At 40.2% G+C, this 24892-nt stretch carries 22 protein-coding genes and 1 tRNA gene; 10 read left to right on the top strand and 13 right to left on the bottom strand.

Annotated elements, in window-relative coordinates; genetic code table 11:
• Positions 1-498: DDE-type integrase/transposase/recombinase (locus tag T391_RS08415; RefSeq protein ID WP_338041833.1), on the bottom strand; the 498-nt coding region annotated here is incomplete at its 3' end.
• Entirely contained in the window at positions 473-985 is a 513-nt protein-coding gene (locus tag T391_RS08015; protein ID WP_027327324.1) for a helix-turn-helix domain-containing protein, read from the bottom strand. The genes T391_RS08015 and T391_RS08415, both read right to left, overlap by 26 nt.
• A 310-nt stretch (positions 986-1295) precedes the next feature.
• Between T391_RS08015 and T391_RS08020 the strand changes: the two genes are divergently transcribed.
• Positions 1296-2036: a Fic family protein gene (locus tag T391_RS08020; RefSeq protein ID WP_034583902.1), complete on the top strand. Its 741-nt coding sequence runs from the start codon at positions 1296-1298 to the stop codon at positions 2034-2036.
• A 16-nt stretch (positions 2037-2052) separates the two neighbouring features.
• Here T391_RS08020 and T391_RS0104595 read toward each other — a convergent pair.
• Positions 2053-2140: transfer RNA gene (locus tag T391_RS0104595), tRNA-Ser, on the bottom strand.
• A 97-nt stretch (positions 2141-2237) separates the two neighbouring features.
• Here T391_RS0104595 and T391_RS0104600 point away from each other — a divergent pair.
• From T391_RS0104600 to T391_RS0104615, 4 genes are all read left to right on the top strand, one after another.
• Complete coding sequence (locus T391_RS0104600) at positions 2238-3230, top strand: adenosine deaminase (RefSeq protein ID WP_027327338.1); 993 nt, start codon at positions 2238-2240, stop codon at positions 3228-3230.
• 214 nt (positions 3231-3444) lie between these two features.
• Positions 3445-4686, top strand: a complete 1242-nt coding sequence (locus T391_RS0104605) for an SLC5/6 family protein (RefSeq protein WP_027327339.1) — start codon at positions 3445-3447, stop codon at positions 4684-4686.
• A 10-nt stretch (positions 4687-4696) separates the two neighbouring features.
• Positions 4697-6061, top strand: a complete 1365-nt coding sequence (locus T391_RS0104610; protein ID WP_027327340.1) for an L-serine ammonia-lyase — start codon at positions 4697-4699, stop codon at positions 6059-6061.
• 20 nt (positions 6062-6081) lie between these two features.
• Positions 6082-6489 (top strand): RrF2 family transcriptional regulator, encoded by a 408-nt coding sequence (locus T391_RS0104615; RefSeq protein WP_027327341.1) that lies wholly within the window; start codon positions 6082-6084, stop codon positions 6487-6489.
• A 44-nt stretch (positions 6490-6533) separates the two neighbouring features.
• Here the strand turns inward: T391_RS0104615 and T391_RS0104620 are convergent, their stop codons facing one another.
• Both T391_RS0104620 and T391_RS0104625 read right to left on the bottom strand, forming a co-directional pair.
• Positions 6534-8750, bottom strand: coding sequence for a cbb3-type cytochrome c oxidase subunit I (locus T391_RS0104620; RefSeq protein WP_027327342.1), 2217 nt, complete (start codon positions 8748-8750; stop codon positions 6534-6536).
• Positions 8751-8853: 103 nt separating this feature from the next.
• Positions 8854-11544: an autotransporter outer membrane beta-barrel domain-containing protein gene (locus T391_RS0104625; RefSeq protein ID WP_027327343.1), complete on the bottom strand. Its 2691-nt coding sequence runs from the start codon at positions 11542-11544 to the stop codon at positions 8854-8856.
• Positions 11545-11623: 79 nt separating this feature from the next.
• Between T391_RS0104625 and T391_RS0104630 the strand changes: the two genes are divergently transcribed.
• Entirely contained in the window at positions 11624-12067 is a 444-nt protein-coding gene (locus T391_RS0104630) for a hypothetical protein (protein ID WP_027327344.1), read from the top strand.
• Between the two features lie 154 nt (positions 12068-12221).
• Here T391_RS0104630 and carA read toward each other — a convergent pair whose 3' ends face one another.
• From carA to T391_RS0104650, 4 genes are all read right to left on the bottom strand, one after another.
• Positions 12222-13340 (bottom strand): glutamine-hydrolyzing carbamoyl-phosphate synthase small subunit, encoded by a 1119-nt coding sequence (gene carA, locus T391_RS0104635; protein WP_027327345.1) that lies wholly within the window; start codon positions 13338-13340, stop codon positions 12222-12224.
• The gene (locus tag T391_RS0104640; protein WP_027327346.1) at positions 13337-13888 is read right to left on the bottom strand and encodes a DUF507 family protein; all 552 of its coding nucleotides are present in this window, start codon (positions 13886-13888) and stop codon (positions 13337-13339) included. The genes carA and T391_RS0104640 overlap by 4 nt, the downstream gene beginning before the upstream one ends.
• An 82-nt stretch (positions 13889-13970) precedes the next feature.
• A complete protein-coding gene (locus T391_RS0104645; protein ID WP_027327347.1) occupies positions 13971-15995 on the bottom strand; it encodes a penicillin-binding protein 1A in 2025 nt (674 codons plus the stop codon).
• Complete coding sequence (locus T391_RS0104650) at positions 15989-17098, bottom strand: aminotransferase class I/II-fold pyridoxal phosphate-dependent enzyme (RefSeq protein ID WP_027327348.1); 1110 nt, start codon at positions 17096-17098, stop codon at positions 15989-15991. The genes T391_RS0104645 and T391_RS0104650 overlap by 7 nt, the downstream gene beginning before the upstream one ends.
• Before the next feature lie 127 nt (positions 17099-17225).
• Here T391_RS0104650 and fur point away from each other — a divergent pair, with 127 nt between their 5' ends.
• Complete coding sequence (fur, locus tag T391_RS0104655) at positions 17226-17669, top strand: ferric iron uptake transcriptional regulator (RefSeq protein WP_027327349.1); 444 nt, start codon at positions 17226-17228, stop codon at positions 17667-17669.
• On the opposite strand, the gene pseI is transcribed toward fur, so the two are convergent.
• From pseI to flgH, 4 genes are read right to left on the bottom strand one after another with little or no spacing between them, the layout of a single operon-like run.
• On the bottom strand, positions 17662-18666 hold the full coding sequence (gene pseI / locus T391_RS0104660; RefSeq protein WP_027327350.1) for a pseudaminic acid synthase: 1005 nt from the start codon (positions 18664-18666) through the stop codon (positions 17662-17664). The two genes, fur and pseI, sit on opposite strands and share 8 nt — an antisense overlap.
• Positions 18663-19934 carry a GNAT family N-acetyltransferase gene (locus T391_RS08025; RefSeq protein WP_034583908.1) on the bottom strand — a complete coding sequence of 424 codons (1272 nt, stop codon included), beginning with the start codon at positions 19932-19934 and terminating at the stop codon, positions 18663-18665. The genes pseI and T391_RS08025 overlap by 4 nt, the downstream gene beginning before the upstream one ends.
• A complete protein-coding gene (gene pseF, locus T391_RS0104670; protein WP_027327351.1) occupies positions 19924-20610 on the bottom strand; it encodes a pseudaminic acid cytidylyltransferase in 687 nt (228 codons plus the stop codon). The genes T391_RS08025 and pseF overlap by 11 nt, the downstream gene beginning before the upstream one ends.
• Positions 20610-21299 carry a flagellar basal body L-ring protein FlgH gene (flgH, locus tag T391_RS0104675; RefSeq protein ID WP_051420691.1) on the bottom strand — a complete coding sequence of 230 codons (690 nt, stop codon included), beginning with the start codon at positions 21297-21299 and terminating at the stop codon, positions 20610-20612. The genes pseF and flgH overlap by 1 nt, the downstream gene beginning before the upstream one ends.
• Before the next feature lie 83 nt (positions 21300-21382).
• Between flgH and T391_RS0104680 the strand changes: the two genes are divergently transcribed.
• The 3 genes from T391_RS0104680 (at position 21383) to gatB (ending at position 24848) form a co-directional block, all read left to right on the top strand.
• Positions 21383-21832 carry a GatB/YqeY domain-containing protein gene (locus T391_RS0104680; protein WP_027327353.1) on the top strand — a complete coding sequence of 150 codons (450 nt, stop codon included), beginning with the start codon at positions 21383-21385 and terminating at the stop codon, positions 21830-21832.
• Between the two features lie 11 nt (positions 21833-21843).
• On the top strand, positions 21844-23334 hold the full coding sequence (locus T391_RS0104685) for an OmpP1/FadL family transporter (RefSeq protein ID WP_027327354.1): 1491 nt from the start codon (positions 21844-21846) through the stop codon (positions 23332-23334).
• A 92-nt stretch (positions 23335-23426) separates the two neighbouring features.
• On the top strand, positions 23427-24848 hold the full coding sequence (gene gatB / locus T391_RS0104690; RefSeq protein ID WP_027327355.1) for an Asp-tRNA(Asn)/Glu-tRNA(Gln) amidotransferase subunit GatB: 1422 nt from the start codon (positions 23427-23429) through the stop codon (positions 24846-24848).
• Positions 24849-24892: the final 44 nt, after the last annotated feature.

Raw genomic sequence — 24892 nt, forward strand, 5'->3', positions numbered from 1 at the left:
ATTGTAAATCTCTAGCCATTCTCTCAACTTCTCTTCAAATCTTTTTGGTTTTTTAAAGAGTAAATCTTGGTTGTATTGAATGAAACTCTCTTGTATTGTTCTATTAAATCTTTCATTGTGAGCATTTTGCTTTGGACTTCTAGGATAAGTCCATAAGTGTTCTAGTTTTCTCTCTTTGATTAAAGCTTCAAATTCTTTATGAAATTCACTTCCATTGTCTGAAAGGATTGTGATAGTGTTTTTGGATTGATTGGATATAGATGAGCCAAGAGCTTTGGTTCTTAGACTCTCTACACTCTCTATCACTTCTAAGAGTGCTTGAGCAGTGTGTTTAGTATGTTTAGTAGGTAATGGCTTAGCATAGGCTACTCTTGTATTTAAATCAATGGCTGTAAGCACGAAATGATTTCTTCCTTCAAATCTATAAGTAATAGTATCCATTGCAATGGTTTGAAGTGGAGGAGAAGTATAATCAATCTTTTGGTTTTCTTCTTTTATCTATAACTCTAAGTCTTTTTATCTTTGGTTTTTTAAGTGCATATCTCATTTTAAAAGGATCTCTAGAGATAATTCTTCCTATGGTGCTAATGGAGGGGATAGAATAGTTTCTTTCTTTGCAATATTCTCTAAATTCTTTGAGATGAAATATCTTATCTTTTCCCATATTTGGATATATTTCTCTAATCTCTCTGATTTTTCTTATGATCAAAGGGTTTATTCTAGAAGCTCGGAAGGTAATGGGTCTAGAGCTTCTGGGTTTTAAAGCAACAACTCTTTTAGTGTATTTGAGTTTGGCTCTCCACCGAAATAAAGTTCTTCTACTGATATTAAATGCATCAAGTGTTGCATCTAATCCGTGTTTGTCATAGAAGCATAAGACTCTATAACGATATTTGGCTACTTCTCCTGCATTATCCCAATCCTCTATATATTTTTCAACACTCTGATATGTTTTAATGCCTCCAGCAATAAAAAATGTTTGCATATTCTTCTTTCTCCTTAAATGTCTTTAGATTTTTATTCAAATGGAGAAAAGAATCTAGCTCAAATCTACATCCTATCTAAGCCCCATTTTGGATGAGATGATAGAAAGATGCAAAAGTGCCAAAGGTGTTTGGACTTTTGCAAAAATACTTTGACACTCTCACAATCATACAAGGAAGAAAGTCCAAGAATGGAAGCTAGATTGAGTGGAGAGTTTTTCCTGCCTCTCCTTGTATGAATTTGCTTGATTTTTATTCTTATGTTTGTTTGTCATGTTGGAGTCAAATAAACATAAAGAATAGGAGAGAGGAATGAATCTAGAACAAATTTTAAATGAAATTGATGATCTCAAAAACTTAATCGCTCAATTTGAAATTCTAGAAGAAGAAGAAAAATCATTTCGACAAGATTTCAATTTGCGATATACCTATGAAAGCAATGCAATCGAGGGAAATACACTTACACTTATGGAAACAAAAGTTGTTTTGGAGGGTGTTACTATAGGGGGAAAATCACTAAGAGAACATTTTGAAGTGATCAATCATCATGATGCGATTGAGTTTATTGAAGGATTGGTTGGAGAAAAACAACCACTAAATGAATATGATATTAAATCGATCCATTCTCTCATTTTGAAGGGCATTGATGATAATAATGCAAGAACTTATAGAAAATGCAATGTAAGGATTTCAGGATCAGAGCATATTCCTCCAGAACATTTTGAAGTCCCTAGTAAAATGCAAGACTTTATCCAATGGTATCAAACTCAAGATTTGCACCCCATTATCAAGGCCTCAAGAACTCATGCGATTTTAGTGGGTATCCATCCTTTTGTTGATGGCAATGGAAGAACATCAAGATTAGTAATGAATCTTGAATTGCTTAAAGCGGGTTATCCCGCGATCAATATCAAAAATGAAAGCAAATTTGAGTATTACAATGCCCTTGAATTGGCTCACACAAAAGAAGATTTTTCAAAATTTGATGTTTTAGTGGCTCGATATTCTCTCTCAACACTTCAAGAGAAAAAACAGAGATTAGTAAAAATATAGTTGAGAAGTCATAATATGGCAGACAGGAAGGGATTCGAACCCTCGAAGGCTTGCACCTTACACGCGTTCCAGGCGTGCTCCTTCAACCACTCGGACACCTGTCTATAATAAAGCTTGGGATTCTAGCATAAGCTAGGCTCTCATTGTGCTCAAAATCTTCTTTTGTGTATAATCCTCAATCTTTTTTGATAAGGAATCTATATGCTTCACTTTATCCACTCTCTTCCCAAAATCGAACTGCATCTTCATATTGAAGGCGCACTTGAGCCTGAAATGATGTTGAAACTAAGCCATGCCAATGGGATCCCTATCCCTTATCAGAATCTCCAAGAGATTCGACGGGCTTATCAGTTTGGAGATTTGCAGTCGTTTTTGGATCTTTATTATGCGGGAGCTTCTGTGCTTTGTAAGCAAGAGGATTTTTTTGAACTAACATGGGCTTATATGCTTCGATGTCATCAAGAGCGCGTTGTCCATACAGAGATTTTCTTCGATCCACAAACACACACGATGCGAGGCATACCACTTGAAACTGTTGTCAGAGGGATTACTCAAGCACTCAAGAAAGCCAAAGAAGAGCTAGGGATCTCTAGCTATCTGATTGCATGTATTTTGCGCCATCTGTCTGAAGAAGAGGGGATGAGGACTTTGGAAGATCTGCTTGATTTTAGACATGAAGTCATTGGAATCGGCCTTGATAGCTCAGAGGTGGGTAATCCTCCCTCAAAGTTTAAAAATCTTTTCAAAAGAGCAAAAGAAGAGGGTTTTTTGCTAGTGGCACATGCTGGAGAGGAGGGGGATTCTAGCTATATTCAAGAGGCGTTAGAGCTTGGGGTGTGTCGGATCGATCATGGTGTGAGATGTGAGGAGAGTTTGGAGCTTCTTGAAGTATTGAGATCTAGACGCATTCCTTTGACTATGTGTCCTCTCTCCAATTATGCACTTAAAGTAACGCCAAACCTTAAAAATCATAATCTTTTGCGACTTTTGAGGTATGGACTATGTGTCACGATCAATTCTGATGATCCGGCATATTTTGGTGGATATATGAATGCAAATTTTGAAGCGATTGCTCAAGCGCTCCATCCTGCGCAAGATGAGCTGAGACAACTTAGTCTCAATGCTCTGGAGGCAAGCTTTTTGCCACTAGATCAAAAGAAAGAGATCAAAGCACTAATTCTTGAGTATTCTTAATCTAAACTTAAATCATTGAAGTTTTAACCTTGGAAGTAGACTAAGTGTTTTTCTACTTGTTATTTAGGGGATTTTCCCCAAGAGATCCTCAGAAAATGGCAGATATTGTAGAATCTGCTTGATTTAAGAAGAGCGTAATTTGGAGTGCAAAAACTATGGGTTTTGTTAGAATAAATGCTTGGTATACAACCAGATTTTTTTCTAAGGAGCTTTTATGCAGAAAAAATTGAGTTGGACGACATTTGATACACGATGGATGTTGTCTTTGTTTGGAACAGCAGTTGGAGCAGGGATCTTGTTTTTGCCAATTCGTGCTGGGACTGGAGGGTTTTGGCCAATTGTTGTGATGGCTTTGCTTGTGTTTCCTATGACTTGGCTTAGTCACAGAGCGCTTAGTCGTTTTGTGTGTGCATCAAGTGCAGCAGACAAAGACATCACTCATGCTGCTGAAGAGCATTTTGGGCGTGGTATCAGTCTTTTGATTACGATTTTGTATTTTTTTGCGATCTATCCTATTTGTTTGGCTTATGGGGTAGGGATTACCAATACTTTTGATAGTTTTTTTGTCAATCAGCTTGGTTTTGATCCCTTTAATCGCTTTGTCCTTGCTGCACTTTTGGTGAGTGCGATGATGTTTGTGATGACATTGAGTGAAGAATTGGTGACCAAGGCATGTAATGCCCTTGTCTATCCATTGTGCTTAGTTCTTCTTGCTTTTTCTGTGTATTTGATTCCAAGTTGGAAGCTTGAGATTCTCTCAGAAGTTCCAAGTGCCAAAGAATTTCTAAGCGTTGTGTGGCTGACTTTGCCTGTGCTTGTGTTTTCTTTCAATCATTCTCCTGCAATTTCAACTTTTTCTGTTGCGATGAGAAGAGAATATGGTGATTTGGCTCCATATAAGGCCTCTCAGAATCTCTTTAGAACCTCAGGGATGTTGCTCTTTTTTGTCATGTTCTTTGTGGTGAGTTGTATTATGTGTCTTGATGCTCAAGATTTCCAAGCTGCACGCGAGGCAAATATCCCAATCCTTTCATACTTTGCCAATAAACTTGATAATCCAATCATCTCCTATGGTGCCCCACTTGTCGCATTTTTGGCGATTTTGAGCTCATTTTTTGGTCATTATTTTGGTGCTAGAGAAGGGCTTAATGGGATCATTAGAAAAGCCATCAAAATGAGTGGAAATGAGAATCCTAATCTTAAGGCAATCAATATTTTCACAACAGTATTTATGTATGTCACAATGATTTGGGTGGCTTATGTCAATCCAAGTATTTTGGGATTCATTGAAGATCTTGGTGGGCCAATCATTGCTGTGATTTTGTTCTTGATGCCAATTTATGCAGTTTATCGCGTGAAGGCAATGGAAAAATGGAAAAATCCAGCTCTTGATGCGTTTGTGGTCATCACTGGATTGTTGGCTATTTCTAGTATCATGGCTAAATTTTTCCTCTAAAGAGTAGAAAATGGGAAGCAATCTTAGTATTTTTAAAATCGGCGTTGGTCCTTCCAGTTCCCACACTGTGGGACCCATGCTTGCGGGGAATCTTTTTTGTGAATTGATCACACCTCATCTTCAAGATGTGAAAAAAATCAAAATCGAACTTTATGGATCTCTTTCTTTGACAGGAAAGGGACATTTGACAGATTTGGCTTGCATCATTGGACTAAGTGGTATCAAGGCTCAGGAGCTGACGCCAACTTCTAAAGAATCTATCTTGCATTTAGCACTCAATGATCATAAGCTCAATCTTGCTGGAACTCAAGAGATCCCATTTTTTTATGAAGAAGATGTGGTGTTTTATAGAGATTTTTTACCGCTTCATGAAAATGGGATGCGTTTGAATGCTTTTGATGCTGAAGGGAAGCTTATTTGCTCACAAGTGTATTATTCAATCGGTGGCGGCTTCATCGCTACAGAAGAAGAGCTCAAAAATCCTTCTACAACAAGTGGAGATTCTAAGCTTGAGTTAGATTTCACGAGTGCCAAAGATTTGCTTGAATTGTGTAGCAAGTATCACAAGAGTATCGCTGAAATTTCCATGGAGTTTGAGAAGCAATTTCACACACAAGAAGAGATTGAGAAATATTGTCTAGAGATTTGGGATGCGATGCAAGAGTCATATCGCAATGGTTGTGAGCCAAATTCAGAAATTTTGCCAGGACCACTTAAACTCAAGCGTCGTGCTCCAGAACTCTATAGAAAACACAAAAGCACTTCTTCTGATCCTTTGGCGATTGTTGATAGTGTTTCACTGTATGCGATTGCTGTGGCAGAAGAAAATGGTGCTGGAGGAAAAGTCGTCACAGCTCCTACCAATGGAGCCTGTGCGGTAGTTCCTGCTGTGATGCTTTATTTGCAAGAACAGCTCAAAGAACGCTTTGGACCAAAGATGGTAGTCGATTTTCTTTTGACGGCTATGGCAATTGGATCACTTTATAAGAAAAATGCTTCTATCAGTGGTGCTGAAGCAGGATGCCAAGCAGAGATGGGTTCGGCAAGCTCGATGGCAGCAGGTGCGATGGCAATGGTGATGGGTGCTACTCCTGCCCAAGTTTGCTCAGCTGCTGAAATTGCTATGGAGCATCATTTGGGTTTGACTTGTGATCCTGTAGCAGGGCTTGTGCAGATCCCATGTATTGAGCGTAATGCATTTGGAGCGATCAAGGCAATCAGTGCAGCTAGAATGGCAATGAGCAGAGAGAGTGATCCAACTGTTGGGCTTGATGAAGTGATTTTGACGATGTATCAGACTGGAAAAGATATGGATCTTAAATACAAAGAAACTTCTTTGGGTGGACTTGCTAAAACCTTTGGAAGTGTGTGCTAGGAGAATAGAGAGAGAGTTAGATGGTTTTAAATCAGACACAAAAATATGCACTTAAAATCGTCTATCATCTTTCCCTCTCTCCTAACACTATTTTTTCTGCCTTGAAACTTCATACTGATTTGAAAATCCCCTACAAGTATCTCACACATATTTTGACCAAGCTCTCTAAGAGCGACATTCTAAGTGTTCAAAGGGGGAGAGATGGGGGCTTTCAGTTTATCCGTGATCCTAAGAGAGTGTTTTTATACGATATAGTTCAAAGTGTGAGCGAATTGGATGAGCATCGCTGTATTTTGAATGCTTCACAATGTGATTGCAAAAATCCTTGTTTTTTGCATCATAAATGGAGCAAGATCCGTAATGAAATCATTGCCTTACTTAGTGAGACTTCATTGTCAAATTTGGAGAGTTTGAAGATCTTGGATTAGAAGATTGAAATCTTAGTCTAGAGAAAGATCTCTAGACTAGAGTATTAGGCTTTCTTAGCCATATAGATTTTTTGAAGTAGATCAAGGAAGACGATAATCCCACCAATAATCATCATCGAATCTGGAAGGATTCTAAACCACATCCACCCTTCAACCGCTTCTAGTGTTTCTCTCAATCTTGCAAAGTAATAGCCATACTCATATGCAATTTGTGCTTGATGGAAACCAATGATGAGTGTTGGAATACTATAGACGATCACACCTATGGTCAAAAGCCAGAAGCCAACTTTGCTAGGAGTATCACTCCACTCTAGATTTTTGGCCAATGCATTGGCTTTGGCAAGCATATAAACAAAGGCATATGCGATAAATCCAAACGCACCAAGCATCGCCACATGTCCGTGAGGAATGATGAGATATGTTCCATGAGAGTAGTAGTTGATGATTGGAGTATTGATCACCATACCAAGCCATCCTGCTCCAAACCAATTGAGGAATGCACTTCCAGCAAGCCACAAGAAAGGAACACCCCATTCAAATTTTTTGCCCATTGCTTTGATGTGGTTTTGCTCTTTGATTGCTTCAATCATAAGGATGATCAAAGGAAGAGGTTCAAGTGCTGAGAAGATTCCACCAATTGCAATCCAGTGACTATCTGCACCTTGCCACCAGTAGTGATGTCCAACACCAAGAATTCCTGTCAAAACAATCAAAACAAGCTCAAATAGCATCACGCGCTGAGCGATTGATTTTCTCACAAGTCCTAGTGCTACAGATAAGAAAGCAATGACACCAGAGGCAAAGATTTCAAAAGTCAATTCCACCCAAAGATGCACAACCCACCATCGATAATAGTCATCAACAGTGAAATTTGGGATGATTTTGTGAATAGGCATCATTCCAGAAATATAGAGTGTTGCGATCCCAAAAGCAGACCAAATAATCGTCCCGACAAGAATATCTTGCTTGGCTTTTCTGATTGTTGAGAAAACCATAAGGAACCAAAATACTAGCCCAATCAAAAGTCCGATATCCCAAACTCTTCCAAGCTCTAAGTATTCTCTTCCCTCGCTTCCAAGCCAAAACCATGTTTCGCGCAAATATCCTTGAGTCCCAAGATAGATTCCGATTAGTCCACCTCCACCAACAACAAGCAAGGCAATCCACAAAACATCTACAAGTCGTGGGAATCTCAAATCTTTTCCACTCACTAAAGGAGCGATAAATAAACCTCCAACAAGCCATCCAATCGTCACCCAAATAATGGCTAGATTGATGTGAAATTGTCGCACTACATTGAAGGGTAAAATCTCTTGAGGGATGATAAATGTCTCATTTGGTGTTGCATAAATATGCGCCAAATATCCTCCAAGAACAAGCTGAATCACACTAAAGAGTGCCACGATAGGGACATACTTCAAAAGCTTTTCTTGAGATTTAAACATAGAGTTAATCTGAAGAGGAGGAGAGAGTGGCTCATGTTCTGATTCTTTAGATTTGATGAGATATTCATAAGTCATCCAAACCACCAAAATACTCAAAGGCCATAACCATAGCCATTCCCAAAGACTGATAGAATGAGCTTCCCATGTCGCATCTTGATCGATTAGAGGCTCATTGGGCCAGTTGTTTGACCAAGTGACAGTTTTGCCTGGACGATATGTTGTGGCAACAAGAGTGGACCAGTCAAAAAATGCAGCAATCGCTTTAGCTTCTTCTGGACGGATAATCTTTCCTTGATATCCCCAGTCAGGATTCCCATCGACAAGAAAATCAGCAATATACTTCACAGCTTGATGAAAGGCTTCTGTCGTCTCTTGAGTATAGGTGACAGTTCCTTCAGTGAGCTGAACGCTTCTGACATCCTCGATGACTTGAGCCTTGATAGAAGCTTTTTGTGCAGCATCAAGGGATTGAAGATCTTTTTGAAATAGCTTTTGAGAATAGATTTCATAGAGATTGACGATTTTTTTGTGCATCATCTCTGTTGTGAAATCTGGTCCCATATAAGAACCCATTCCAAGAAGAGTTCCATAACCCATTAGACCAAATTGTTGAAAATATCCTTTTCCAGCAATGATATCTTCTTGAGTATAGAGAACCTTTCCATCGCTGCTTTTTACAGAAGCGGGAAGTGGTGGAACCTCTTTTCCAAGATTCGCACTATAATAAACCAAAATCGTGCTCATAAGAATCGTGATGATCCAAAAAGCACTCTTGAGCGATTTTTGCTCCATAAATTTTTGTAGTAATTGATTCATTTTTCCTCCTTTTAGGTTATATTTAGTATTCATTGTTTAATTACTACAAATCTATAGTAATTAAAAACTTCAAAAAAGTCAATCAAAATTTTTTACATAAGGCTTAGAAACCATAAATAATCGGAGGATGTGGTGGTTGTGAAGATGAGGGATTTTCTTGTTTGGCATGGCCGATGGGGATCCTAATACCCGCATTGAGATTAAATACTGGAGCGATACGCCCCAAAAATGCTGAATGCATCTCAAAATAAAAGCGCATTCCTGAGTTTAGGATCAGACTACTTCCGATTCCAAGTTTGAGATTGAAAATATCATCTTGTTTGAAAGTGCCTTGGTTGAAAGGTGTCTGAAGCGTGATGGGATTGCCAGCATTGAATGTGTATTCTGCTCCAAGAGTGACAAACACATCTCCCAAAAAAGAAGGACGATCAAAGCGTCTCCCAAGATCAAAAGATAGGCTTGTCTGGATAGGGATAGAAGAGGCATATTGAGCATGGATAGAGTAATGATTCCTATGTGCTACTGATATGGGTTTGCCACCAAAAATATTGCCGACTACCAAATTGATTTGAGGTTTGAGATAATAAAAGCTATGATCAAAATTTGAAGTCTCAATGGGTAGTCTAAACCGATATCCCATCTCAAAGGATCCAAGTAGAGCTTGAGAGGAGAAATTGATCGAAGATCCAAGCAAATCTTGGGAAGATAGCTTGTATTCATGGTTGGCAAAAAAGTATTTTATGACTATATCTGTGTAGATTCCATTATCAAACAGTGTGCTGCCATACAAAGAGAATCCATATGCGATGCTATTGCCCTGATAGCTTTGATTTTCTCCAAAATCTTGAAATGGCGTGATGTTGAGCGCAGCACCCAAAAAAGTCTTTCCTCTATAGCTATATAGTCCATAATCTGCTCCAAGAGTGATGTCTGTATGCATACTCAAAGCCTGAGAGGCCAAAAGAGTTCCTTTGGCATGAAGGAGGGAATAACTAGTTTTGAGATAGGCTCCAAATGAAGTATTGAGATATCTAAGATCTCCTAAACGCTGATGAAGTGTGGAGATTTGAGAAATAAAATTCTTGTAAGGAATACTAAAGATACCATTGAGGGTTTTGGCAGGTTGTGATGGAGTGGGGTCTGGAGAGAGGCCATTGATATTTCCAATGATCCATTTATATCCGACTGTATTATTTGTCTCATCTTTGAGCTCTTCTTTGATAAGTGAAGTGGTGTAGTTATAAATCCCAATCGGAGTGGAGGCACCGATAAAATTGCCTTGAGTTTCTGTGCTAAGTTGCTTGGCTACGATGAGATGATGTTTTTTGAGATCCACACCAATAAGTGATGAATCAAGGGTTTTTGGATCCCAATAGATCTGAATATAGTGATCTCCTTTGATAAGATTTGTGATGATTTGATCAGTAGCGATTGAGTTACCTTGTGCATCTTTGTCCCAAAGAGCAGTATTTAAAATCCCATAGAGTTTGAAAACTCCCTCATGTCCAGCGATGAGTTTGGAAGTGAGCGTGATGCGATTGGCTTCACTCATACGATCAAAGCTTCTTAGGGTTTGATTGAAATCAGAATATCTTAGATCTATATTTCCTCCACTTCCAGAAGGAGTAAGCTCTGGGGGATAGGGGGGTGGAGGATTGGGTGGAGGTTGATCGGGGATGACTGGATCTTGTTGAGTGGGTAATAAGACATTGAAAAAAATCTCATCAGCAAATGCATTATGGGTTGTGATCCAAGTCCCTTGATTGTGCAAGGCAATCCTTGTGTTGTCTCTATCTCCTCTTTTGGCTGAGCCTGGAGAGTAGGAGAGATTGGCATAAAGTAAGGAATGTGACACATCAAAATCGATCAAAGCATATTGAGTGCGATCTAGAGTCGCATCGATGGTGGCTTTGGAGCCATTTTGCAAAGAGAGAGTGAAGCGTTGGGGGGCGGGATTGGTACTTTGGAGAAAATTGAGATTGATTTTTGCACTTGCTCCATTATTGATCCTCACAATATTTTGAGAATAATAAATTGGAGAATCACCAATCTCAAAATGTCCTTCAAAGATAGATTGGGGAGTCAAAAGATTGAGCTCAAATCTCTGACCTGCTGAGATAATATCTCCATAAATTTGGACATCAAAATCTTTTTCATAAGTATTGATTTTTGTAGCGACTCCGTGATGCTCGACTGCGACTTTGCGAACTCCTGTGATTTTGGGATCAGTGAAAGTTCCTTCTTGATCTCTTAGATCTACAAAAAATCTCCCATCAAACTCAAGTGTCCCACCATTGTGAAAGACAGATCGAACTCTTCCTTTTGGCTTAAGGGTAAGAAAAACATTTTGATCCAGTGTCAATGTGCCTTTATCGAGATAAAACATACGATTGAGTGGAGTGAGAGTGGAATCGATTTGAAACTTTAGTGAGCAGGCCCCTTCATTGCCCTGCATTTTTCCACATGTAAAAGCATTTAAAACTGGGGGGGATTTTTCAGTTCTCCAATAAATTGGGGTATAGCCATCAGCTGTTGCTCCTTGTGTGGTGAGATTGATTTGTAGATCAACTCCTTCAGCAAGCAGATCCCCATCAAAATATTGCTGATTGAGCGTAGGATCAGAAGATGTGGTGAGGGTGAGTGTGCTGTGTTCTTTGAGTGTGATCTCACCAACTATTGCTCCACTTGGTGGCTTGGGTACTTGTGAGATTCCTAACTCTTGCCAAGAATTTGCTTCTATAGAATAAAGAATCTGCGCAAAAGCAACGAAAGAAACAAAAATAGGTATTTTCATGCCATCCATCTAAAAAATATTAAATCAAATATTAGTTTATTTTTTGGATAGGATTGCAATTTTTTAAAAGGAGTTAGAAATGGAGATGGTTTATCCTTATGCACTGATTGTGCATTTGTTTTGTGCGATTTTTTTCGTGGGATTTTTGTTTGCTGAAATAGTCTTTATCACCCCGATTCTAAATCGTATCCCTCAAGAGTGGAGTGCTCAGATCAAAGGTATTCTTGGCACAATGGAAACAAGAGTGATGCCTCCATGCTTATTGTTATTGATTTTGAGTGGAGGGATGATGATTTCTCAGCATCTTGGAGGTGGAAATGGATATTTTGATACGATGGGGCAAACGCTTCTAACGATCAAAATGATTTTGGGATTGAGCATTTTTGCTTTGGCTGCTTTTTCGCTCTCGATGTTTTTTATTTTCAAAAGACCCAATCCGATTGGAAAATATGTCCATCCGATTGTATTTTGTCTCTCATTGATCATTGTTTTGCTAGCCAAATTAGCTTTTATCGTGGGGTGATTTAAGACAAAAAAAGGGGGGGGGGATAAAAATAGGGGGTGATAGGTGATTTGTTTAATCTTTTAGATACCTTCAAAACTAAAATTTTCGATCAGTATATCTAGGCTAGCTAGATGGGTTGATAGCCTTTCTAGCATACTTTTATCCAGAGCGATCAAAGCATTTGAGCAAATTGTCTAAAAAGCTCTTTGCTATCTGTTGGACCAGGGCTTGCTTCTGGGTGATATTGCACAGAGAAGATTGGAGCATTTTTGTATCTTACTCCTTCGATCGTGTTGTCAAAAAGATTGCGATGTGTGACATCAGCGATCTCCAAAATCGCATCTGTGACAGAATAGTTGTGATTTTGTGCCGTGATTTCTACTTTTCCATTGGCAAGATTTTTGACTGGATGATTGCCACCGTGGTGACCAAATTTGAGTTTTTCTGTGGGGTAGCCATGAGCTATGGAGAGGAGCTGATGACCCAAACAGATCCCAAAGATGGGGATCTTGGCTGCAATGAGCTTTTGGATTTGCTTCACTTCATCCTGCAAGACCATGGGATCTCCCGGACCATTGGAGAGAAAAACTCCATGGATTTTTTTGTCTTGATAGAGAGAGATGATCTCTTGGGCATCAAAGTTGTGAGGTTTAAGAATCACATGCAAGCCAGCTTGCACAAGCTCATTGAGAATATTATCTTTGGCACCAAAATCTATGGCAACTACTGTTTTGTGTGTTGGTGGAGTTTGAAAATCCATTTTAGCAAAGCAAAAAGTTCCTTTGGAATGTGCTTTCTCATCCGTGATAGAGACTTTTTGGATGTAGTTGATTTCTTCGATACGAGGAGATTTGGCAAGTCTAGCTTTGAGTTCTTCAATCTCTGAAAATTCTGTAGAAATGATTGCCATCATCGCACCCTGATCGCGAAGCATCGCTGTCACTCCTCTTGTATCAATATCGCAAATCCCCATGATTTGGTGCTTACATAAAAAATCAGAGAGTTTTTCTTGGGATCGGAAATTGGATGGGAAATCTTGATATTTTCTGACAATAATCCCTTTGCAATGTGGAATCTCGCGCTCATTATCTTTGGAGTTTGTCCCTACGATTCCAATTTCTGGCATTGTAAAAGTGATGAATTGTCCTGCATAACTTGGATCTGTGATGATCTCTTGATATCCACTCATGGATGTGTTAAATACCACTTCTCCGACACTAGTGCCATCTGCTCCAAAGCTTAAGGCTTCCAAAAAAGTGCCATTTTCAAAGTAGATATACGCTTTTTTCATAGGTATCCCTTCTTTTTGAGTTCTTCTTCATAGAGTTTGCTAAAGATTAGTTCATATTCATCACTTCCTGCAACAAGCTTGCGTTTATAGTTTTTGAGTTTTTCAATCACGATATCTTCTATTTCTTCATAAAGTTTGACATAGGAATCGATGGCTTTGAAGATGAGGTTTTTGATCACATTGTCTGAGAGAGAGTATGAGATCAAGCCACCTTTGGTGAGTGCATGAAGAATTTGATGAGAGAGATTGCTATAGCGATCATCCCAATTAAGAGGGAATCCGCTCTCTTGTGCGACTTGTTTTTTGATCATCCAAAATAACTGTCTCTCATCAGCACGCATAAACTCAATCTCTTCTAAATTCTCTTCAAGCAGGGATCGTACTTTTTCATCGATAATGATTTCAGCTTTGATGTCTTCTTCTAGGATTGCAAAGATTGTTTTTTGTAAGTGCTCGATCGAGGCTTTTTCATCAATAAAAGTTGAGTTGAAAATATCAAGAGCGATCTTATTTGCTACATAAGGAGCTTGTTGTAATTTGATCTTCATGGTTAAGCCTTTTTTTGGGCAGTATTTTAACTTTTTTTTATTTCAAACTCAATAATCCACCCCTAGATTTGGGTGGAATTATCTAAAAAATTGGTTTTTGCTGAATGCTTTCAAGCTTGCTAGAATTGGAGGGATTAGAGGTGCGTGTATAATAAAAAGTTTCCTTTCCAATGCTTTTTTTATAAACCCCATTTGGGATTTCAAAGTCACGCTTCAATCCTGGCTCTAGCTTAAGTAGGTTTTTGAAAAAATAGGCAAATGCTGGAGGACCTACAACTCCTCCTGATTCATATTTTCCAATTGGAGTATTATCATCGCGCCCATACCATACGATCACTTGCACATCAGGAGAGAATCCACAAAACCATGCATCCACATTGTCATTTGTCGTCCCTGTTTTGCCTGCAAGCTCGATCCCTCTGACTTTAGCTCTTTTGCCTGTCCCACTTGTGATGGTCTCTTCTAGGATGCTGGAGACAAGGAAAGCTTGCTCTTTGGAGGTGATCACTTCTTCTTGAGTTTTAAATGTCGTGATTTGTCCAAATCGATCTTGGATGGAGGAGATGAGATAGGGATCGATCATCACACCGCTATTGGAGAAGACTGAGTATTCGCGTGCTGCTTCAAGTGGGCTTAGACTAAGGCTTCCAAGCACGATAGACATATCTTTGGGAATATGGCTAAATCCAAATTTTTCGATATTTTCATAGATTCGATCAAACCCAATAAGTTCAACGAGATTGATTGTGGCAAGATTGAGAGAATTGATCAGTGCAGTTTTGAGCGTCACCACTCCGCTAAAGCTCCTTGAATAATTCCTAGGTCTCCAATACTCAACCTCCTCATTTTCTTCAATCACTTGTAGATCTTGCTCATTTTGCTTTTTGGATTGGGCATCAAAGGTTCTATTGAAACTTCTTGCGACATCTGGGACTTGACTAGCTGGAGAATAGCCATTGTCAAATGCGATTTGATAGATGAAGGGTTTGATCGCGCTTCCAAACTGTCTTTTGGCTTGTGTTGCTCGATTGAATGGACTTTTGCTATGATCAACCCCTCCTACAAGAGCTAGGATTTTCCCAGTATGATTTTCAGTCACAACCATCGCTCCATTGAGTGTCGTATCTGGGGTAGTTTCTTGATTGGACTTTTGTGTTTTGCGCTGTCTTGAATGGATGCGATCAAGAATCCGATCATATCCGACTACAAGTGCATCTTGAGCAATCCTTTGATAATCCAAATCAATATTGAGTCTAATGACATAACCCCCGCTTCTAAGATTTGCAATGTGAGAGAGTTGCTTGAGTGTTTCATCCACGACATAAGGAGCTTTGTTTTGGGTAAGGCTTTGAGAATATACTTCTGGGACTTCTGAAATACTTGCATAGTATTCACTCTCAGAGATCCAGCCTAGGGTTTTCATCCGCTCAAGGATGTTGTTGGCGCGAGAGAGTGAGAATTCTAGATTGCGTGTAGGATCATAGAAACTAGGTGCGCGTGGAAGTCCTACGATCATGGCGATTTCTTTGAGGCTCAAATCTTGAAGAGATTTTTTGAAATATCCTTGTGCAGCAGCCTTGATTCCATAATATCCATGCCCAAAGAAAGTTTCATTGAGATAGCGCTCTAGAATCTGCTCTTTGGAGAGTTTGTTTTCGACTTGAAATGCAAGAATGGCTTCTTTGAGCTTTCTGACCAGAGTTTTGTCTCGATTGAGTGCGACATTTTTGACAAGTTGCTGAGTGAGTGTGCTTCCTCCCTCTACATATCTACCAGCAGCAATATTTTTGAGCATCGCCCTAGAAACTGCATCAAAGTTAATCCCCCCATGTTCAAAAAATAGCGTATCTTCTACAGCCAAAAGAGCCTCAATCATCCGTGGAGGAATCTCATCAAATGAAGCATAAAATCGCAGTTCATTATCAAAAACATTTGCCACAAGACGCCCCTTGCGATCAAAAATCTGTGTTGCAAGTTCGGGTTGATAATTGATGACTTTATCAAGACTTTCTTGAAGCTGAAAATAGAGTCTTGTGATGAAGGCTGAAGAAATCAAAGCAAGCAGTAAGCAGATGATAAGAAAGGAAGTTTTGATCTTTTTTAGCATTTGTATCCTATTGATTTTAAAGCGTTTTGGAGTATTTTACATAATTTTTGAGTTTGCATTTTGGAGTTTTTGAGATTGAGACTGATGCGTAATCTTGGGGTGTTTGAAGTTGGTTTCCGAATCGAACCTACAAGAAAATGATGATCAAGAAGAAGTTGTGAGATCTCCATCATTTGCTCTTGTTTGACAAAGGGCAAGATGGCGAGTTGGGATTGAGGGAGGCATAGGGGTTGCAAGGATTCTCTTTGCTCTTGAAGTTTGGTGGAGATTTCTTGAGTGTGTTGCTGGATATAGAGGAGATTTTCATGTGCTAGGGCGATATCAAAGAGACTGGGTGCTGTTGTATAGATTGAGGACTTGGCTTTGGAAAACAAAAAATCAGTCACACTTTTAGCTCCAAGGACAAACGCTCCATAACTTCCATAGGCTTTGCTCAGCGTGCCCATCTTGATGATATTTTGGGAGATGGGGAGGTGATGGTAGTCTAGATAGCCCTTGAGATTATCTCCGATCACTCCGCTACTATGGGCTTCATCAATGATTAGCAGTGCATTGTATTCTTGGGCGATGAGAGCAAATTCTTTGGAGGCGATATCTCCATCCATCGAATACACTCCTTCAATCGCGATGAGAATCCTGCCTTTGGCTAGATGGGATTTGAGTTTTTGACGCAAGTCGTTGGGGTCATTGTGAGAGAAAAAAATCGCCTGATCTTTGAGGAGCTTGGCTGGGTATTGCCCACTTGCATGATAAAGCTCATCAATAAAGATTAGATCATGTTTGCGCACAAGAGTGTCAAATAAAGCAAGATTTGCTAGAAAGCCACTTCCAAAAAGTGTGCAAGATTCAAAACCAAAATAAGAAACAAGCAGAGATTCCAAATCCAAATGCAGCGGATGATAGCCATTGATAGCCATAGAAGAGATGGGGGCATGGATAGGTGAGGTTTTAAGTCTAAGGATGGCTTTTTCCAAAAGTTGAGAATCACAAGCAAGCCCTAGATAATCATTGGATGCATAATCCATAAGGTAAGAGGGGTGGATTTTTTTCTCTCTTAGAAGTTTGGATTTTTGGAGGATTGATAATTCTTTGGAATAGGGCATTGCTTTCCTTGATATCCCCCTAGTTTAGGGGCAGGGTTTATTGTTTCTCATTATAATGAGTTATTTGATAAAATTAGTCATTTGTATCCATGTGCTTAGGGAATGATTAAATGATAGAGGAGTAGTAGTGGAGAGACTTGAAACACTTGAGGCGATCCTTGAGCGACTAAGAAAAAGCATTAGAGAAAAGGGATTGAAAAATTCCAAACAAAGAGAAGAAGTCTTGGCCGTTTTGTATAAAAGTGGCACGCATCTTAGTCCAGAAGAGATTGCACAGCAAATCAAGCTTGCAGATAGAGGTGCTAGTCTCTCTTCTGTGTATCGCTTGCTTGCTTATCTTGAGCAAGAAGGTTTTATTTCGGGTTTGAAGACAAACCATGGGGGCAAGCGTTATGAAATCGCTTCCAAACTCCATCATGATCATATTATTTGCCTAGAGTGTGGGGAGATTATTGAGTTTGTTGATGAAGAGATTGAGCGCTTACAGTTGGAGGTCGCTCAAAAATTTGGTGCCAAACTCATAAGCCATGATATGCGTTTGTTTGTCAAATGTGAGAAATGCTCTAGCTAAGATCTTCGCTTCTAAGCGCATCTCCAAATTCCAAATCCCTCTTCACTCTTTTCCCAAGGATTAGATGCAAATCTCTAGGATGTAGCCCGATATTTGGGCGCTTGATGGTGAGATGCTCTAGTGTGATTCTCTCACCTTTGTGGATTGGTTTTTGGATAAAAATACTGCGAGAGAAGATGCGCTTGGGATCTTGTGGAGAGTTTTGATAGTGTGGATCTCCTAGGGCTTGGGATGCAAGATGCACTTGTTTGATCATCTCTTCAAATTCTTTGGCATTTAAGCTAAAAGCACTATCAGCCCCACCCAAAGAGCGATCAAGGATGAAATGCTTCTCAATCATACTCGCACCCAAAGTCGTAGCCATCACAGGAAGTAAAAACCCCTCACTATGATCAGATAATCCAAATTTCACTCCCCATTTTTTGGCAAACTCAGGCATCGCCAAGAGATTGGCATCTTCAAATTTGGCAGGATAGGCTGAGGTGCATTTAAGTAGTGTGATGTCATATGCTCCTTGACTTTTGCACGCTTCAAGTGCTTCTTCTATCTCCTCATCAGTAGCAATTCCACTTGAGAGAATGAGGGGCTTTTGGGTGCGAGCCACCTGTCGGAGTAGTTCTAGATCAGTGAGTTCAAAGCTTGCGATTTTATACATCGGGCAAGATAGGGATTCTAAGAGTTCTAGGGCTTTGAGACTAAAGGGAGAGCTAAAGAGAGTGATCTCAAGCTTTTTGGCATAGTCAAAGAGTTCTTTATGCCACTCAAATGGTGTATAGGCCTGAGAGTAGAGATCATAGAGAAACATTCCATCCCAAAGTCCTCCTTTGATTTTGAAATGCTCTTTTGGAGAATTGAGCGTGAGGCATTCTGGAGTGTAGGTCTGGATTTTTATGCAATCTGCTCCAATTTCTTTGGCTTTTTGGATGTGTTTGAGGGCGAGATCTAGGTCTTGGTTGTGATTGGCGCTAAGTTCGGCGATGATCAATGGTGGATTCATTTTGTCTCCTTTTGATAGTGCATGATGAAATGATCTTGATACTCTTTTGATATGCAAAAATGATGCTTTTGATAAAAGGCGATTGCTTTGGTGTTGGTTTTGAGCACCTTTAATTCTAGTGTTTGGATATCAAGCTTTGAGGCGATCTGAAGCAGTTTGAAAAGGATTTTGGAGCCTGCTTGTTTGCATCTCATATCTTTGTAGATTCCAAGGGTTGCGAGGTTGGGAGCGATGAGATGGAGTGAGCCAGATCCAATGATGCGTCTGCCTTCAAAAAATGCAAAATACATCATCTGATTGGGCTTGATGGAATCAATAAATCTAAGATGCTCTTTGAGTGTGATTGGAGCTGGATTGAAACTAGCTTGTCTGACTTCTGGTTGATTTCTAAGAGAGAGGATTTGTTTTTTTTCATAATGTGTGAGGTGTTGGAAGAGTTTGATGGTGGGGGGGAGAGAAAGGTATTGATGTAGCCAGAGTGAAAATAGCTTTGGAAGTTTTGAGCCAAAGTGGGTAGAAAATGTTTGAGTGCGAGCAAGGGCATTGCTGAGTTTGTGTGAGAGTTGATGATGGGGGTTGAAAATGATTGGGAATCTTTTCTTGTAGGCATTGAGTTGAGGTTTTTGGTTTGGAGCGATACAAAGAGCGATGATTTTTTTGTTGCGCGAGATGACCTCATTGAGCGTGCCTCCTCCAGCACAAATCACATATTCACTCTCATCAATCAAAGTGCAAATTTCATGGGAAGATAGGTTGTGACTTGATTGAGGATGTTTAAAGGTGGGGCTAATGATTTTGGGTGTGAAATGTGAGGGGAGAGCATCAAGGATTTGTGTGATCAGTGTGTTTTGATCGCTTCCACCTAGAGTGATTAAGACTTGATTGGGGATGGTTTGAGTAGATGGTGGAAGCAAAAAGACTGGATTGAGAATCACACAAGGGATTCCAGAAAATCTTTTGGATCTCAGAGCTGTTGGGCTTAAGATCAAAGCTTTGGAAGGGTAAGAGAGACGATGAAAATCATCTAGGCAAATCAGACACTTAGATCTTTGATCTAGGAATTGATAAGCACTTTTTTCTAAAATATAGCTATCAATGATGACAAACTCATAGAAGAGGTCTGGGATGGGTGCAGGCAGAGCGTGAAATGAGATTTGAAACTTAAGATGATGAAAATATCGCACAAAAAGCTCGATGAGATTCTCACAACGCCTCAAATGTCCCAATCCATAAGAATCCCCCCATTCACAAAAGACATCAATGCGCATGGTGTAAGAGTTGATATTTGAGTTTGGCTAGCTCAAAATCTTCTGGTGTATCAATATCTTGGATTTGATGATTTGGGACAATGATTGGCAGACTTGTGGGTGAAAAAATCGGAATCTGATCGATAAAAGTGCGTGCTAGTCCAAAATAAAATTGCCCCCCATCATGATAGATCTTGGGGAGATCTTGTGAGCGTATGTTTTGATGCTCTGGATATAGCATCTCTAGGGTTTGATCCTCCAGAATAAATCCTCTTAAAGGAGTGAATGAAAATTCAGTTGCTATAAACACATAAGAGGGAGATTTGCTCTCTAAGAGTTGGTAGGCTTGGATGAGATGAGTGGATTGAAGAAGTGGAGCTGTGGGATAGATGCAGCATATGGGTGTGTTGGCCTGAATTGAGCATTGCTTGATTGCATCTATGATGACATCAAGAGTTGGGGTGAAATCATCGCTTAGGCATTGATCTCGCAGAAATGGAACAATCGCACCATATTGTTTGGCGATGGAGGCGATGTGTGGAGAATCTGTGCTTACGATGATGTGCTCAAAAAGCTTGCTTTGATGTGCTGCTTGGATACTGTAGGCGATGAGTGGTTGGCCTAGGAAGTCTTTGATATTTTTATTTGGGATTCTTTTGCTCCCAGCGCGTGCTGGGATGATTGCGATGGGTTTCATCAAAATGGCCATTTATCTTGGATGGCTTGAGTGGTTGGCTTTTCTTTGGTTGTGTTGCTGATCGCACCCGCATTTTTGTATTCGATTTTGGCATCTGCGATGTATTTGGAGGCAATGGTATTGTCCCTTGAAATATCATAGGGTCGGATAACACCACTCAATCGCATCACTTGCTTTTCTCCATTGACCAAGATTTCTTTGTTGCCATAGATGAAGTAATTTCCATTTTCCAAAACCTTGATAATGCGTGCGGTGATGGTCATTTTGGTGCTTTGGCTTTGATTTTGATTGCCCCCTCCTTGGAAATTTGAAGCATTGTTTCCTTTTTGGAGAGAAAAATTTGCCTGATCATTGAGGTATTTTGTCGCTTCTTTTTGGGATTCATCTTCTCCATTGTATGTGAGCATCGGTGGGGTGGAGTTCCCTCCAGAGTTTCCATTGTAGGTTTTGTTGGTGTTGAAAGAAGATTCTGAGCTTTCATCGATGAGGACTGTGATGAGATCATCAGGTTTCATTGCGCGTCTATCAGCAAAGAGCGGACGATCTCCTTGACCAAAGAGACTGCCAGCCTTATTGAACTCTGGGATGAATTCTTTCTCAGGCATATTCTCAACATAATCAGGAGGAGTGAGATCGATACTTGGCTCATTGGCTCCAAGCAACCCCGCACACAATAAGATAAAATACATTTTTTTCACTACGCAATCCTTTGTTTCAAAGTGAACTTGCGAAGAAAAAAGCAAAAATAATTCCAAGTATAAAGAGGCAGAAAATGAGTGAGATCAAAGAGAGAATGATGCAGGATTTGAAAGATGCGATGAAGAGTGGCGATACAGCAAGACGAGATGCTTTGAGATTGCTTAGTGCATCTCTTAAACAAGTCGAAGTTGATGAGAGGATTGAGCTTAGCGATGAGCGTGTGATAGGGATTTTGAAAAGTGCTTACAAACAAAGAGAAGATGCTCTTGAGGCATATACTCAAGCTCAAAGACAAGATTTAATCCAAAAAGAAAAATTAGAAATGGATATAATCCTCTCTTATCTTCCCAAACAATTAAGCGATGAAGAATTGGCTCAGAGAGTTGCTGGACTGATTGATAGTCTTCAAGCACAGGGGATGAAAGATCTAGGAAAAGTGATGAGTGCCAGCAAAGAGCTAAGTTCTGTAGCAAGTGGCAAGAGGATTAGCGAGATGGCAAAGAGACTGCTAGGTAGTCAATAAAAGGAAAAAACATGAAAAAACACTTGGTCGTAGTTACGCTTGGGGCGTATTCTCTATATGGAGCTGGATTTAAACTCAATGAGCATAGTCTAAACTCTATCGCTCTGAGTTCAGCCTATGTCGCTGGGGCTAATGGTGCTGATAGTGCGCTCTATAATCCAGCCAATATGGGGATGGGTAAGTTTGCCAATAAGCATGAAATCGAGGTTTCTGTCACTTGGCTGAATGTCCCAAGCTTTGATTTCACAACAGATTTCACAAAGGTCAAAAATGAAATCGGACGCGATCAGGGGACGCAAGTGAGTTGTAAGCCTAATAGCGTGTTGGGATCTTTAACCTGTGTTGGTGTTGACTTATTCGCTCCAGGTGCCCCTCAGGGTGTTCCAAAAGCAGATGGCCATGCCAAAGCGACCAATTTTGCCTATCCTGAGATTTTTTACAAATCCCCAACTTTTTATGGATTCAATGTCGGATTATCTGTCACTGCACCTTCGGGGATGACGATAGATTGGGATGGAGAAGGAGGGAAGTTCCTAGATAATAGCTTCATTGCGATGGTGGAAGCCAATCCTGTGATCTCTTTTAAGTTTGCTGAGTGGTTCTCAATCGGAGGAGGAGGGAGAGTACTCTATGGAATGGGGAAATTTAAAAACTCTCTGTATGTGCCTTATGAGCAATCGATGCAAATAGGTACTCCCGGGTTTACGGCAATTGTTACAAGTAAGGGTACCACAGCAGTAGATCAGATCTCTGATACAAAGGGCTGGGGCTATGGATGGAATGCTGCATTGACCCTCAAGCCTCTGTATTTTTGGAACAAGGGCTTAAGTATCTCAGCTACCTATCGCTCACCTGCGCATATTAACTTTGAGGGCACACTCAAAGCCAAAGCTCGCACAGGAAGTGCAGATAAACCAATGGTCACAGCAGATATGGATGCAGATCTCACACTCTCAACAGATCTTCCACCAGTGATGCAAATTGGCGTAGCTCAACAGATTGGGAAGTTTTTGGTGGAGTTTGTGTATGAGCGCAACTTCTGGAGCTATGGAGATAAGTTTGAGTTCAATTATAAAAATCAAAAATTTAGCAATATTGCAGGAAGTCAGGCTGGACAATTGGGTTCTACACCAGAACAGCAAGAGCAAGCAATGCATAATATGATGAGTGGGGCGGACTATGATGCTGTAGCGATTGGTCGGGGGTGGCAAGATACCAACTCATATCGTCTAGGTGTGACTTATGGAGTGGGGCAAAAGCTTAGGTTGATGGCTTCTGTGGCTTATGATGAAACTCCAGTGCCAAGTGATGCATTTGGAATCCCTGATGCTGATGGATATATGGTCGGTGTAGGGGCAAGATATTCGATGTTTGATGACACACTTGATGTGGGTGCGGCTTATTCTATGACATTCAAAGACAATCGAAAGTCAGCCGTGCAATCCCATGATGGCTGGGGAAAACTCCAGCTTGTCAATGTCTCAATGGCTTGTCGATTCTAAAATGCCCAAAAGGAGGTGGAATGCAAAGGAATTTCTGTATTTTATGGGAGAGATTTGTTTGATACAATCCATCTTTTTCAAAAGGGTTAAAAATGAATTTTGAAACTGTTATTGGACTAGAAGTCCATGTCCAACTCAATACAAAAACAAAAATTTTCTGCTCTTGTGCGACTTCTTTTGGAGAGAGTCCCAACACCAATGTGTGTCCGACTTGTTTGGGATTGCCTGGGGCATTGCCCACGCTTAATCGTGAAGCAGTCAAAAAGGCGATTTCTTTTGCTACAGCAATTGATGCACAGATCAATCAAAACTCTATCTTTGCTCGCAAAAACTATTTCTACCCTGATTTGCCTAAAGCCTATCAAATCAGTCAATTTGAGGTTCCAATCGTAGGAAAAGGACAGATTGAGATTGTTTTAGATGGAGTGAAGAAGACAATCGGTGTCACTCGCGCTCATCTAGAAGAAGATGCTGGGAAAAATATCCATGAGGGTGAGTTCTCCAAGATCGATCTCAATCGTGCTTGCACTCCACTGCTTGAGATTGTGAGTGAGCCAGATATGAGAAGTGCTGATGAGGCAGTCGCCTATCTCAAGAAGCTTCACTCTATCGTGCGCTTTATTGGGATCAGTGATGCCAATATGCAAGAGGGAAGCTTCAGATGTGATGCAAATGTCTCCATCCGTCCAAAGGGAGATGAGCGATTTTATATAAGAGTAGAGATCAAGAATCTCAATAGTTTCAAGTTTATTGGCAAAGCCATCGAGTATGAAGTGCAGCGTCAGATTGAGGCGTGGGAAGATGGAGTGTATGAGAGAGAGATCGTGCAGGAGACGCGCCTTTTTGATCCTGTGAGTGGAATCACAAGATCGATGAGGGGCAAAGAAGGCGCAGCAGATTATCGCTATTTCACAGATCCTGATTTGCTTCCTGTTTTCATCGATGAGGAATTGATGAAAGAGGGGAGAGATATTAGCGAGCTTCCTGATGAGAAGAAAGATCGTTATATGAGGGATTTTGGGATCAAAGAGAGTGATGCTGAGGTTTTGATTGGATCTTTGGAGCTTTGTGAGTATTTTGAGGCTATGCTTGAGTATGGAGCCAATCCAAAAGGAGCATTGACATGGCTGACAACTGAGTTGCTTGGGCGCTTGAAGGGGGATGTGACGATTTTGAATTGTGGGATTGATAGTGAGATGTTGGCTACGCTTGTGAAGCGAATCAGTGAGGAAAAAATCAGTGGAAAAAGTGCCAAAGAATTACTAGATGTTCTTGTTGAACAAAAGGGAGGGGATGTGGATGCTTTGATCACATCCATGGGGCTAGAGCAAGTTAATGATGATGGAATGATCATTGAAGTGATTGAGCGTGTTTTATCAACACATGCAGACAAAGTGGAAGAATACAAAAGTGGCAAAGATAAGCTCTTTGGCTTTTTTGTAGGTCAGGTGATGAAAGAAGCAAAAGGAGTCAATCCCTCAAAAGTCAATGAACTCCTAAAAGAAAGACTATAAGAAGAAAGATACAAATCTCTAAGAGAGATTGCAAAGGGGATTCT

Origin of the sequence: Helicobacter pametensis ATCC 51478 (genome assembly GCF_000518225.1) — a bacterium.
Classification (GTDB): Bacteria; Campylobacterota; Campylobacteria; order Campylobacterales; family Helicobacteraceae; genus Helicobacter_G; species Helicobacter_G pametensis.